The following is a 12,827-nucleotide window of genomic DNA, read 5'->3' as shown; positions in this document are numbered from 1 at the left end:
TTTCATAAATTAATTGAGTCTAAAAATAAATGGGAGATAAAAATGGAGTTTGGATATTTTAAGAAGCCTGTGATCAAAAAAACGACCAAATGTATACCAATTAGTAATAAAGAAGAAATCACCATTGGATATATAAAAAGATTTTATACAAACAAAGTTGAAAAGTTGATTGATCACATATTTGATGAGTTTTATGTGAATGTTGAAGTAATGGATTCGAATTCTAATATGATTGTAAAGGCTATTGAAAATAAATCTCTCCAATCAATGTTACGTTCAAATTGGGTGATAGAATGTAAAGATAAAGGAAGGTTATTATTAGAAGATAGAACTAAAATTAAAATAAATCCAATGATGAAATTAATAATAAATGATACTATATACTATCTAAAGAAAGATTTTTCCAATAGACGTGTTAGATTAGAAAACTCAGAGCAGACGATAGCTGAAATTACATACGATAAAATAATACCTCCTGCAACAGTTAGTATTGAAAAAAAGCAGGGTGACTTATCTTTACATCTTATTGCATGCCTCTATTATATATTTATGTTAAGAGAGTAAGCGGGGATCCCATAAGTGCATCATCATGTTGAATCCCACATTCTATAAACAGTATTTTAAATCATTACCTTAACCCAACCTTAAAAAAGGCAGATGATTCGCTAAATTTTGGCTAATCCCCTTCACAACTTTTGGGCATTGCTGTACCATATGGAAGTATTCTTCTATTTTTGACGGATCATGGTGTTTATCAAGAAATAGAATGATAGATGATACTTAGACAAAGAAGGAGAGGTAACGTGACGAACGTTTTAGAACTGCATAATGTATCTAGACATATTCGCGGGAAAAAGATTGTTCAAGACTTGAGTTTTTCTGTCGAAGCGGGCGAAGTCTTTGGCTTCTTAGGACCAAATGGTGCAGGGAAAACGACAACCATTCGTATGATGGTCGGTCTTTCTCCCATTACATCTGGTGACATTCTGATTAATGGTCATAGTATTCAAACCTCCTATCAGCATGCCATCCAAGATGTCGGTGCCATTATTGAAAACCCAGAAATGTATAATCACTTAACGGCAAGACAAAATCTTGTTCACTTTGCCAGAATGAATGGGAAAGTGGATGAAGCGCGAATTGATGAGCTGTTAGAGCTAGTCAGCTTACAGCATGTCAAACATAAACGTGTGCGTACATTTTCATTAGGAATGAAACAGCGATTGGGTATTGCGCAGGCACTCATACATAGACCGAAACTGCTTATCTTAGATGAACCAACCAATGGACTTGATCCTGAGGGGATTCGAATGATACGAGATTACTTGAGAAGGCTTGCGAAGGAAGAAGGGCTGGCTGTTATTGTTTCAAGTCACCTCATGTCAGAGATGGAATTGATGTGTGATCGCTTTGCAATTATCCAAACAGGAAAGCTAGTTGCCATTGAGAATCAGCGTGCTGAGACGAAGCAGGATGATTTGGTTAATTATCGAATGAAGGTAGCAGCCGGGGAGCTTGAAGAAGCACAGAAGCTCATTGGTGCATTTGAGGAAGGCGTCACTGTAAGAGAAGAGGAGCAGTATTTATTCTTCTCTATGCCAGAACAAAAAATGCCAGAATTAATTCGTCATTTGAGCAGCGCGTCTATTCATTTGTACGAAATCAAAATCGAAAAACAAACCTTAGAAGATAAGTTCTTAAGCTTAACAGGTAAAAAGGAGGCAGACGTATGATTCGCCTCATTCAAAACGAGTGGATGAAGATCAGTTATCGTGTTGGTACTTGGATTATGGTTGGGCTTCTTGTATTAGGTATGGTTGCCACGTTGATCTTTGTAGTGAAAACAAATGACAAAGATCAAGCTTCAGGTGATTGGAAAACCCAGCTAGAAATGATGAATAAGGAAAACAAGAGGGAGCTCAAAGAGACAGAGAATGGTTTCTTTAAAAGAGAGCTTGAAAAAGAGATCGCTATTAATGATTATCGAATCAAGCATAACTTGCCGCCAGCTGATCAGTTTAGCGACAGTGTATGGGACTATGTGAAAACAAACGCCAATTTACTTCAGCTTGTCGGTGTGTTTGTGATCATTATTGCTTCCACCATTGTGTCGGCTGAATACAAGCATGGTACAATTAAATTATTATTGATTCGTCCACCATCAAGGCTAAAGATCCTAATATCTAAATATATTACGGTGCAGCTGTATGCTCTTTTACTTGTTGTGGTGCTATTTATCTTGTCATTCATATTGGGTGCTATTTTCTTTGGACTTAACACTGATTATGTGAATTTGGTGTATCAAAATGGTGAAGTGATTGAACGTTCGCAGTTTGCAAATATGGTCTATTATTATCTTGCTCATTGTGCAATGTTTGTCGTTTTGGGAACCCTTTCGTTCGCCATTTCTACAGTATTTAGAAGTGAAGCTATCTCCATTGCCATTAGTGTGTTAGCGTATATTGTGGGTGGATCAGTCACAGGTATTTTAATGCTCTTCTTTGATTGGTCAAAATATCTGTTATTTGCAAACGATCCATCCCAATACTTTATGGAACAGGTTACTCTTATCGAAGGTATGTCTCTAGGATTCTCATTAATCGTCCTAGTCATCTATTGGGCTATTTTCTTAGCCATTGCCCTAATTGTCTTCCAAAAGCGTGAAGTGAAAACAGGTTAATTTAACTTTTTAGGAGGTTTACACATGATGAAACGTAAAGGTGAAAAAATTATGGGGATTATTAGTATTGTCCTCAATGCCATTGGTGTTGGGTTTGGGGCATTAATCCTTTCTGTAGGTCCATCTTTTTATGATGAAATCAATGAAGTGTTAAAAGAGGAAGGAGAAACATTGCCGATCGAAACGCTTCAGGCTTCGGTTCATGCATTTGGTACTCAGTTCATGGTCGTTTCCGCAATTGCGGCTGTGCTGTCGATTGTTGGTGTGATTTTCTTGAAAACTGACCGTCGTGCCGTGCTATCAGGTATTCTTTTCTTGGTTTCTGCTGTGACTCTTTTAATTGGAACAGTTGGCCTTGCATTCGTTCCAATGGTTCTATTGTTTATCATTGGATTAATGTCTCTTATTAGAAAGCCGAATACAGACATTCACACAAGTGAATATCCTTCATAATGATAGAAAAGACATGCGCATATCCGCGCATGTCTTTCTTTTTAAATGATGCCAATCAGCATCGCTACGAACAGAAGGATAATACTGAATCCCCACATCCAAAAGAAAGAGTAGCGGATGTGTTTCCCCATATCAACCCCTGCAAGACCTACAGCGAGCCAAACAGCGGGAGCAAGCGGGCTGACAAAGGTTCCGATGATGTTCCCAATCATCATGGCATATGCCGCAGAAGTGCCTGGTACGCCAACTTCAGATGTAATGGACTCAACAATTGGCAGAAGGGCGTAATAATAGGCATCTGTACTTGTCAGCATATCCAGCGGCACCCCAAGCAGCCCAACAATGATATGTAAAAATGGCAGCAAGAAGGCTGGTAAAATGTGAATACTGTCCACAGCAATGGCTTTCAGCATCCCTGTGCCTTCAAGAATTCCTAAAAATGACCCTGCGGAGAAAATGACAGCCGCCATCATCAGCGCACTAGGTGCGTGTGCCTTAATCCTTTCCATTTGCAGATTCACATTCGGAAAGTTAATCAATAGTGCCAGTGACAGGCCAATCATAAACATAAAACTAGCAGGAATCACGTTCAACACGAGAAGCACGACAACAGATACAAATAGGATAAGGTTGACCCAAATGAGATGATAACGCTTTAAAGAGGCGTCTCCCGTTTCACTAATAGACTGAATCGCACGATCCCAATCTGCGCCTTCTAGTTGAACCGCAGCTATTTCATTTGCAGCAATTTTCACCCGAATTCGTTTTTCTTCCCTTTTTCCTAAAATGAATGCCATCCCTAATACGAGCACAACGCCAATGAGCTGAATTGGAATGAGCGGCACCCAGAGTTCAGAGGGATCCATATTCAGGACACTTGCTGCCCGTCCAGTCGGTCCGGCCCATGGAATCATATTGGTTAACCCGGCACTCGTCCCGATTAATAACAGCAGTAAATAAGGACTCATATGTAATTTTTTATAAAGCGGAAGCAGTGCAGGTACAGTTAATAAAAAGGTCGTAGCCCCTGCTCCGTCTAAGTGTGCGATAACCCCAATCAAAGCAGTTCCCATTGCAACTGTGACAACATTTCCTTTTGTCAGCTTGATTAAAGCTTTAATTACAGGTTCAAAGAACCCTGTATCTTGCAAAATGCCAAAAAATAAAATGGCGAAGATAAACATGGTCGCCACCGGTAATACTTTGATAATCCCTTCCTCAAAGAAGGTGTGAATGTCATTGATCCCAAATCCCGCGATGAGTGCCCCTATTAAAGGCACCATGACCATGGCGACAATTGGACTTGCTTTCCCCCAAATCAGCAGCACAACAATCGTTAAAATAATCAACAATCCAACAAACGTTAACATAAGCCCCTCCCCCTGCAAATAAACCGTTTACATTTATCTATTCTTTTCATCCAATGCACTCCCATAGGTGCATTGAAAAAAAAGATTATCAAATTTATGAGTATGAAGCAACCGCTTTCATACCTATACAATGGTAAAAAAGGATGGAGAGACCAGTCGTAATGCGGCATCAAATATTGCAAAAAAATTTAGATAAAAAATAACTAATAAATTCACAGCGATAAATATGGGTATATATACTCATTAAAATCAAAAAGCGCCCAATAAATGGACGCTTCTTTCAATTATTTTTTCAGGATGACGTACTCGTAAGGATCAAGTTGAAGCTGCTCAGGCACTTGCTGGCCAGTCAGTATATTCTCATAGCTTGCCTCTGAATCTAGTGACATGTTCTGCTGCTCTTCTGAAAAATTCATCAAAAACACATAGTCCTGCGTACCGTCTGTTCGTTTTTGTACACTGACTCCTTCTGGAATTGCAGTGGATAGGACGGGCTGTATGCCAATGCCTGCGATAAGGTCTTCGTAAAACTCATCATAAAAAGCCTGTTCATTTTCTGAGGCCATATAGTATGCCTTCCCTTTTTCTAATGAACGGACAGTCAGGGCTGGCTGTCCTTCGTAGCAGCCATTCTCAAAATGCCCTAGCACAGAGGCCGTTTCAGGATGTATGGATTCGCAATATTGTCCGACATGATAGGTGCGTCCATTTCCTGTCGTCATTAACACATGTTCATCTGGCATCAATGTGTTGATTTCCTCTGCCCAAATGCCAAGTACATGGCGGAGAGGACCAGGGAAACCGCCGAGGAAACAGAGATCATTTTCATCGACAATGCCGCTCCAGTAAGTCGCAATAAAAATGCCGCCCGCTTTGACAAAGGCTTCAATTTTTTCTGCAACGCCTGGTTTGATCATGTAGAGCATTGGCCCAATGAGCACACGATAGGATGAGAAATCCTTTTCCATTCCGACAATGTCAACAGGAATGCCCTTTTTCCAAAAGCTTCGATAGTGAGTTTGACAAGCCTCTACATAGCGTTTGTTTGTATTATTTAAGCCTTGCGCATCATCAATGGCCCAGTGGTTTTCCCAATCGTAAATGATGGCAACCTCTGGCTGAACGGATGTGCCCGCAATTGGCTGCAGCTGCTCCAGTTGTTTTCCTAGATCAGCTACCTCTTGAAACACGCGCGTATGTTCATGACCGGAATGATCAACAACGGCACCGTGGAATTTTTCAGAGGCGCCTCGGCCTTGCCGCCACTGGAAATAAAGCACGGAGTCTGATCCGTGGGCAATGGCCTGCATGGCAGAAAGGTGTGCCATGCCTTTATGTTTGACCTTGTTGACTTCATGCCAGTTCACAAGGCTCGGCGTACTCTCCATGACGAGAAACGGCTGTCCGTCCTTTAATGAACGATACAAATCATGTACAAAGGCGACGTTTGATGCTAATTCGGCAGTTGTTTCTCTGCCGCTATGCCAAGCAGGATAGCTATCCCATGAGATCACATCGACCTCTTTAGCAAATTGATGATAATCCAGCCCAAGGAATGGACGCATATGTGGATAGTCACCCATAAAGTTCGTGGTTACTGGGATATGAGGCGTCAATTCCCGCAGCGGTTCAATTTCATTTTGATAAAAATTAATCGTTTGCGCTGTGACAAAGCGTTTCCAATCCAGGTTCATGCCGTGAATCATGTGCTCCCCGTGTGGTGCGGGAGACTCGATTTGTGACCAATCACTATACGTGTGGCTCCAAAATCCTGTCCACCATGCTTGATTCAAAGCCTCAAGATCATGATTGTATTTGTCCTTCAAATAGTCTCGAAATGCTTCCTGGCAAAGATCGCAATGACACTCGCCGCCGTACTCATTTGAAATGTGCCACATGATCAGTGCTGGATGATCCTTGTAGCGTTCCGCAAGCAGCCGGTTGAGTGTGTTCGTTTTCTCTCGATAAACCGGAGAGGTGAAGCAATGATTATGGCGCAGTCCATGTAAGTTACGCTGACGATTCGCTTCGACGCGCAATACTTCTGGATATGTTTGCGACAGCCAAGCAGGTCTTGCCCCGCTTGGCGTAGCGAGAATGGCGTGTGCCCCCTGCGCTGCCAAGCGGTCCATAATGTCATCCAGCCAAGCAAAGTCATATTGACCTTCTTTTGGCTCTAGCTTACTCCATGCGAATATGTTGATGGAGAATGTTTGACAGTGTGCAAGCTTCATTAATCGAAAATCTTCGTCAATGATCTCTGGCATATGGAGCCATTGATCTGGATTGTAATCGCCACCATGCAAAAAGCCTTTCACATTTGGGTGAACGAGTGGGTAACGCTTTCCCATTTTGTCACGTCCTATCCTTTTAGTTACGGTGTCATTTGTTTAAATACATCAAGAGAAGGTAGTGCTTTTCCGTTGAAATCAAACATCGCTTGATTTTCCCACGCATTTCCGACAGTACCGGTGGTTTGAATATAAGCGAGCCCGTATTGACTAGACCACGGAGCACCTTTCGCTGGAATCCAAAGCGGCTCCCAATAAAAGAATCCTTTTCCGCGGTTGTTGTTTACTTTTGAAATCTTTTCGGATAGATCTCGTATAAAAGATGCCTGGCCTTGAGGTGAGGCTGGATAGCCGGCTGTGTTGACAGAGTCTTGATTAAATGAGTTATCTAGGTTGTCACCGTTTGCTGTCGTAAAGCCGTAAGCAGTTTCCACCACGATGACGTCTTTGTTATAGCGGGCACTAATATCATTCATATTGGACGTAAGACCGCTAAAGCCGCCGTCCCAATACGGGTAATAAGATAAACCGATTGTATCGAATGAGACGCCTCGTTTTGTGATTTCATCAAACCACCAGCGGGATGCACCATTGTCTCCGCCATGTGCAAGGTGAAGCATGATTTTGATGTTTGAATCGACAGAGCGGACGGCATTTGTGCCAGCTTTTAGCAAAGCAGCGAGCCGATCAAATTCACCACCGCCTTCACCCCAGCTTTTTCCGTTTGGCCACAGCATACCTGAGTTCAACTCATTCCCGACCTGAACCATATTCGGCAAGGCATTTTGCGCTCTCATCGCTTTGAGCACATCGCCTGTGTAAGTGCCGACTGCTTTTTCTAAATCACTTTGTGAGAGGGACGCCCACGCTTTCGGTTTGAATTGTTTACCCGGATCCGTCCAGAAATCACTGTAGTGAAAATCAAGCAGCACTTTCATATTTTGTGCTTTTGCACGTTTCGATAAAGCGATGGCTGTATTGAGATCATTTGTCCCGCCGTTATAAGCACGGCCTTGATTGTCATATGGATGGTTCCACAGTCTGATACGCACATAGTTGACGCCTTTATCCTTTAATAGCTTGAGCGGATCAACCTGCTGTCCGTTCTGGTTGTAGTATCTGCCACCGCTTTTCTCTACTTCTGCAAGCATAGAGATATCGGCTCCTTTGATGAAATCACCTTGCAATCCATTGATCGGCTGAACAGAAATCGCATCTGCCTTAGCTTCAGGCAAAACACCTAACCCTATCAGAAAGAAAAAGGCAACAGTGACAAGCAACCATTTCTTCATCAAATCTCCCCTTATCCTTTTGTCCCGCCTTGTGTGAGACCGGACACAAATTGTTTTTGTAAAACAAGGAACAATAAAGCGACTGGAATCGCAATGAGTAAAGCCCCGGCTGCAAAGGTCGTGTAGCTGGCACCCATTTTATCTGACACAAGATTGTACAGACCGATTGGGAGCGTATACATTTCGGGTGAGCGGACAATGACACTGGAAATGATGAAATCACCCAGTGGACCTGTAAATGAGTTGATCGCGACAACGGCTAAGATGGGCTTAGCGAGCGGCATAATAATTTGGATGAAAATCCGGAAATGCCCTGCGCCATCCATTCTGGCTGATTCATCGAGATCCTTCGGAATCGCATCAAGATAGCCTTTCATTAAATACGTATTCATCGGAATTTGTCCACCTGCATAAATCAAAATCAGGGCAAGGTGGCTATTAATGAGTCCAAGCATTTGAGCAAGAACAAAAATCGCAATCAGCGCTGAAAATTGAGGAATCATTTGCAGCAGCAAAAAGAGCATCAGCCCATTTTTACGTCCTTTGAAGCGGAATCTGGAAAAGGCATAGCCTGTAAAACTAACAAGAATCAGCGTTAAAACCATAGTGGCAATACTGATCTTCATTGAGTTCCAATACCATTTTGCATAAAGTGCCCCCTGACCGAAGAACAGCTCGGTGAAATGGCTGAACGTTGGATCCTTCGGAAACATACTGGTACTCATCAGGCTGTTCCCAGGATTAAAGGAAGCACCGATCGTCCAAAGCAGTGGATATAGAATACAAATGGAGGCAATGAAAAGGATAAAATAAGTGATGCTCAGGCGAATGAGCTTATTTTGTTTTGATCCCATATCACATCATGTCCTCCTCTTTGAATGAATTCGTTCTCTTAAACTGCCAGAGTGCAATGGCGATGACAAAGATTGAAAGTAAGATCGTGACTGCGGCAGCAAGTGCATATTGAGAAGACTGCATCGTGAGTTTGTAAATCCAAGAAACCAAGATGTCCGTTCCCCCGGCAGTTGAGCCAGCCACAGGTGGTCCTCCGCCATTAAATAAATAGATGATATTAAAGTTGTTAAAGTTAAACGTATATTGCGTGATTAATATAGGCGCAATGGAATAAAGGACAAGCGGTAACGTGATGGACCGGAATTTCTGAAAGAAGTTTGCCCCATCAATGGTCGCAGCTTCGTATAGATCCTCTGGAATCGCCTGTAAAACACCGGTTGTCATAATGAAAACAAAAGGGAATCCAAGCCAAGTCTGCATCGCAATGAGGGCGATTTTGCTCCAAAATGGATCTGTCAGCCATGGTTTTGGATCAATCCCAATCGATGCAAAAAGTGTGTTGTTAATGGCTCCAAATGTATCGTTGAACAGTCCGGCAAACACCAAAATGGTCACAAAACCTGGAACAGCCCAAGGAAGAATCAAAATCGTTCTAAAAAACCGTTTTCCCTTTAAATCCTTCTGGTTGAGCAGAACCGCTAGAAAGATGCCAATGGCACATTGAAGGGTCGACGCAGCCAACGTCCATACGACGGTCCAGCCAAGTACATCAATGAAAGTGTCTCTCCAAATATCAATTGAAAAGATATTTTGAAAGTTCTTGATCCCTACCCAATCAATCAGATTGGCAGGAGGCGAGTGGTATAGATCGTAGTTCGTAAAAGCCAGCGCAAAGCTGAACATAATAGGAAAGACAACAGAGAATAGAAGTAAAAAGAAAGCAGGAGTGCTCATTAAGTAAGGAAAGCCTTGGTCGATAAGCTGATGATATTGAGCTCTGATGGAATGGAGCGGAACCCCTTGATCACGTTTCTTTCCGTTCATAAAAGCATCACGCATCATGAGTACGTAAAAGCCGATACCAAAACCAGCTGTTAACAGTGCAATAATCCCTTTTGCCAAAAGGAAAACAGAGTTGTCACGAGGCAGCATCGTACCTAGTGTGAACAGCCCCCAGAAGCCAATATTGAATAAATCATAAAATACGATGATAAAAGAGACGCCGAATAGGAAAAAAAGTGCCCCTTTGCCGTACTGTTTATTGTATATCTGCCCCATCCCGGGTATAAGGGAGAACATTAGCGCCCGTCTCCGGTGTGTCTTTGATTCCACTATGTGTGTGCGGTCTAGTTCAAGGTTACCCGTCACGTCTAACACCTACTTCATATGAAATTAGATCAAACACGGGCAGCTTGATAGACTTAAAGGCTACCCGTGTTTGATAATTATTTGGAGTGATTTGCTTTAATTTGAGAGTCGATTTGATTGACCGCATCATCAAATGCCTTTTTCACATCTGTTCGTCCGGTTGCAATGAGGCCTAATGCGCTGTCAATCGGCTTCCACACCTCTGCCATTTCAGGGGTATTCGGTGTCAGTGTGGCATATTTCGTTTGTTTTGAAACAGCATCCGCATTGACGTTTTCAGTAATAATTGGATCCTTCATCAGCTTTTTCACTGGTGGAATTTCCTCTGTTACTTCAAATCGCTTCTTCGAATTTTTTTCATTCGTGATAAACTCAACAAATTTCTCAGCAAGGTCTTTATTTTTAGAATAAGAGGAGACGTTGTAGCTCTTTACACCTAAGAATGAACTCATATGCTTTCCGTTCGGGAGTGTTGGCAGCTCTGTTACGCCATAGTCAATTCCAGCTTCTTTATATGGACCAAATGACCATGGACCAGAAATGACAGCTGCCGCCTTTTTCTCTGTGAATAAGGAGTTGAGGACATTGATTCCTTGTTCACCAATGATACCTTTCGGGAAAAGTCCTTCGCTAAAGAATTTTTGAATGTATTTTCCGCCTTCGATGGCGCCATTGTTGTTCAGGCCAATATCATTCACATCATAGGAGCCATCGCTTTTCTGTTTGAAAATATAGCCCCCTGATCCGCCTAACACACTTTGTGCATAGTAAATTTCATCCCATTTCGCAACAAAACCGTATTTCCCGTCTTTTGTCAGCTTTTTCGAAAGGTCATACCAGTCATCAAGTGTAGTTGGTGCCTTTTTGACAAGGTCTTTGTTATAGAAAAGCACAGTCGTTTCAACGGATTTCGGAAGGCCATACAGCTTGCCGTCTACCGTTTGTGATTGAATGGATTCGTCTGTAAAGGAATCGATTACTTTTTGATCAGGCTTGATTTCCTGTAACAGCCCCTCAGTGACAGCTGATCCAATTTGATCGTGAGGCATTGTGATGACGTCTGGGCCTGTCCCGGCTGCTCCATCAAGGCGGAGAGCTTCGATTTGGTCAGCATACGCTTTTTCGACCACTTTGATTTTCACATCGTTTTGTTTTTCGAATTCTTTTACAGCGTCTTGAATCCCATCAGACTTTTTGACATCCTCCCATACTAGCAAGGTCTTTGTACCTGTAGATGCTGGCTGACTCCCGCTTGAATTGTCATCTCCTGGCCCGCATGCTGAAAGCAGAAGCACAGCAGTACCAACGACTGCTGATAATGTCGCCCATTTTCCCTTTTTCATTGGTAATCCCCTCTCGTTCTTTTTTCACAGATGATAAGAAAACGCTTTCTTAATGTGAGAATATCAACTTAAGTAAAAAAAGTAAACATATTTTATTAAATTTATTAAGTAAAATTTTTTACTCATATAGAGAGAAAAGAAGCCCTCCATATTAGGAGGGGCTTCCAGTTGATTATATGGTGCTTTTTCGAAAAACAGGCTCTGAGGCAATCAGAACAGTTTTAGGCAATGTTCTGCCGTCCACAAGTCTTTCTAAAAGTAAATCGATCGCTGTCTCACAAAGTAATGACGTATGGATATGATACGTGGTGAGCGGCGGCGACACATATTGAGATACATGAATATCGTTGATACTAAAAACGCTGACGCGATTCGGCAGAGAAAATCCGCGCTCATTTAATGCTTGTAAGCAGCCAATGGCAAGAGGGTCACTAGCGACACAAAAAGCGGTGGGCAGATCATCACCAAGCTCATCAATCGCCTTCATCATGAGCGCATAGCCTTCATCGACTGAGAAATGGTGGCCGATATAGACCAATCGCTCATCAAGCATATGGCGGGCAAGCATGTATTCACGGAAAGTCGTTTCACGAATATCTGGAATGTGCACATTCGTATTGAGATCAAGATCTGTGCCGCCAATGAATCCAATGGATGAGTGTTCTTTTTCGATAAAAGAATCGACGATCTTTTCAACAATTCGTTTCAGGTTCGGCTTTACAGAATCAAAACGATCTTCATCCGGTGTCGTATCAATAAAGACAATGTGCGGAGTGACCGCATATAATTGGTCAAGCTCTGACGTTTTAAATCGGCCGATGGCGATGATCCCTTCTGTAGCAGGATCAATGGAATGAAGTCCATCAGACGGATTGTAAGCGGTAACATTTAAACTCCGAGTGTTGGTCAGTTCCTCAATGCCTAGTCGAATGGATTTAAAATAAATATCTTCAAGCTCTTCCTTTTCGGTCATCCAATAGAGAAAGGCAATTTTTTTTAATGAATGTTTGAATGTCTTCTTTTGGTAGGACAAAGCTTCTGCGGCGGCATATACTTTTTCGCGTGTTTGATCGGTGACAGATAGGTTGGGATCTTGGTTCAGTACGCGAGATACCGTTGCAATGGATAAACCTGCTTTTTCTGCAATGTCCTTTATTTTAGCTGCCAAATCAGCACCTCCTATAGAAAATATCTCCTCTTAGTATAGAGTCTTTAAAAAAATTAGTAAATATTTT

The 12,827-nt window shown here is 42.2% G+C and carries 11 protein-coding genes; 4 read left to right on the top strand and 7 right to left on the bottom strand.

Translation table 11 applies throughout. The features are described 5' to 3' along the window. Window positions 1-42 precede the first annotated feature (42 nt). The 4 genes from QR42_RS18105 (at window position 43) to QR42_RS18090 (ending at window position 3,133) form a co-directional block, all read left to right on the top strand. Window positions 43-564 (top strand): tubby C-terminal domain-like protein, encoded by a 522-nt coding sequence (locus QR42_RS18105; RefSeq protein ID WP_039182710.1) that lies wholly within the window; start codon window positions 43-45, stop codon window positions 562-564. 239 nt (window positions 565-803) lie between these two features. Then, a complete protein-coding gene (locus QR42_RS18100; RefSeq protein WP_039182709.1) occupies window positions 804-1,733 on the top strand; it encodes an ABC transporter ATP-binding protein in 930 nt (309 codons plus the stop codon). Continuing rightward, the gene (locus tag QR42_RS18095) at window positions 1,730-2,680 is read left to right on the top strand and encodes an ABC transporter permease (protein ID WP_039182707.1); all 951 of its coding nucleotides are present in this window, start codon (window positions 1,730-1,732) and stop codon (window positions 2,678-2,680) included. Before QR42_RS18100 ends, QR42_RS18095 begins: the two co-directional genes overlap by 4 nt. A gap of 24 nt (window positions 2,681-2,704) precedes the next feature. Then, window positions 2,705-3,133, top strand: coding sequence for a DUF4064 domain-containing protein (locus QR42_RS18090; RefSeq protein WP_039182706.1), 429 nt, complete (start codon window positions 2,705-2,707; stop codon window positions 3,131-3,133). 41 nt (window positions 3,134-3,174) lie between these two features. Here QR42_RS18090 and QR42_RS18085 read toward each other — a convergent pair whose 3' ends face one another. The 7 genes from QR42_RS18085 to QR42_RS18055 all read right to left on the bottom strand — a co-directional run bounded on the left by QR42_RS18085 (window position 3,175) and on the right by QR42_RS18055 (window position 12,760). Further along, window positions 3,175-4,503 carry a CitMHS family transporter gene (locus QR42_RS18085; RefSeq protein WP_039182704.1) on the bottom strand — a complete coding sequence of 443 codons (1,329 nt, stop codon included), beginning with the start codon at window positions 4,501-4,503 and terminating at the stop codon, window positions 3,175-3,177. 284 nt (window positions 4,504-4,787) lie between these two features. Next, complete coding sequence (locus tag QR42_RS18080) at window positions 4,788-6,854, bottom strand: beta-galactosidase (RefSeq protein WP_039182701.1); 2,067 nt, start codon at window positions 6,852-6,854, stop codon at window positions 4,788-4,790. A gap of 23 nt (window positions 6,855-6,877) precedes the next feature. After that, the gene (locus QR42_RS18075; protein ID WP_039182699.1) at window positions 6,878-8,086 is read right to left on the bottom strand and encodes a glycoside hydrolase family 53 protein; all 1,209 of its coding nucleotides are present in this window, start codon (window positions 8,084-8,086) and stop codon (window positions 6,878-6,880) included. Between the two features lie 11 nt (window positions 8,087-8,097). Further along, window positions 8,098-8,940: a sugar ABC transporter permease gene (locus tag QR42_RS18070; RefSeq protein WP_039182698.1), complete on the bottom strand. Its 843-nt coding sequence runs from the start codon at window positions 8,938-8,940 to the stop codon at window positions 8,098-8,100. Between the two features lies 1 nt (window position 8,941). Then, a complete protein-coding gene (locus QR42_RS18065; protein ID WP_039182696.1) occupies window positions 8,942-10,180 on the bottom strand; it encodes a carbohydrate ABC transporter permease in 1,239 nt (412 codons plus the stop codon). A gap of 146 nt (window positions 10,181-10,326) precedes the next feature. Next, window positions 10,327-11,592: a galactooligosaccharide ABC transporter substrate-binding protein GanS gene (locus QR42_RS18060; protein WP_039182694.1), complete on the bottom strand. Its 1,266-nt coding sequence runs from the start codon at window positions 11,590-11,592 to the stop codon at window positions 10,327-10,329. Between the two features lie 172 nt (window positions 11,593-11,764). Beyond that, window positions 11,765-12,760, bottom strand: coding sequence for a LacI family DNA-binding transcriptional regulator (locus tag QR42_RS18055; RefSeq protein WP_039182692.1), 996 nt, complete (start codon window positions 12,758-12,760; stop codon window positions 11,765-11,767). Window positions 12,761-12,827: the final 67 nt, after the last annotated feature.

It is taken from the genome of Bacillus sp. WP8 (assembly GCF_000800825.1).
In the GTDB taxonomy this organism is placed as follows: Bacteria; Bacillota; Bacilli; order Bacillales; family Bacillaceae; genus Bacillus; species Bacillus safensis.
This window is presented reverse-complemented; position numbering and strand designations above follow the sequence as displayed.

What these genes read in the sequence shown, in the direction of transcription:
- QR42_RS18105 (WP_039182710.1), top strand. Translation starts at nt 43, where the DNA reads ATGGAGTTTGGATATTTTAAGAAGCCTGTGATCAAAAAAACGACCAAA.
- QR42_RS18095 (WP_039182707.1), top strand. Translation starts at nt 1,730, where the DNA reads ATGATTCGCCTCATTCAAAACGAGTGGATGAAGATCAGTTATCGTGTT.
- QR42_RS18090 (WP_039182706.1), top strand. Translation starts at nt 2,705, where the DNA reads ATGATGAAACGTAAAGGTGAAAAAATTATGGGGATTATTAGTATTGTC.
- QR42_RS18085 (WP_039182704.1), bottom strand. Translation starts at nt 4,503, where the DNA reads ATGTTAACGTTTGTTGGATTGTTGATTATTTTAACGATTGTTGTGCTG.
- QR42_RS18080 (WP_039182701.1), bottom strand. Translation starts at nt 6,854, where the DNA reads ATGGGAAAGCGTTACCCACTCGTTCACCCAAATGTGAAAGGCTTTTTG.
- QR42_RS18075 (WP_039182699.1), bottom strand. Translation starts at nt 8,086, where the DNA reads ATGAAGAAATGGTTGCTTGTCACTGTTGCCTTTTTCTTTCTGATAGGG.
- QR42_RS18070 (WP_039182698.1), bottom strand. Translation starts at nt 8,940, where the DNA reads ATGGGATCAAAACAAAATAAGCTCATTCGCCTGAGCATCACTTATTTT.
- QR42_RS18065 (WP_039182696.1), bottom strand. Translation starts at nt 10,180, where the DNA reads ATGTTCTCCCTTATACCCGGGATGGGGCAGATATACAATAAACAGTAC.
- QR42_RS18060 (WP_039182694.1), bottom strand. Translation starts at nt 11,592, where the DNA reads ATGAAAAAGGGAAAATGGGCGACATTATCAGCAGTCGTTGGTACTGCT.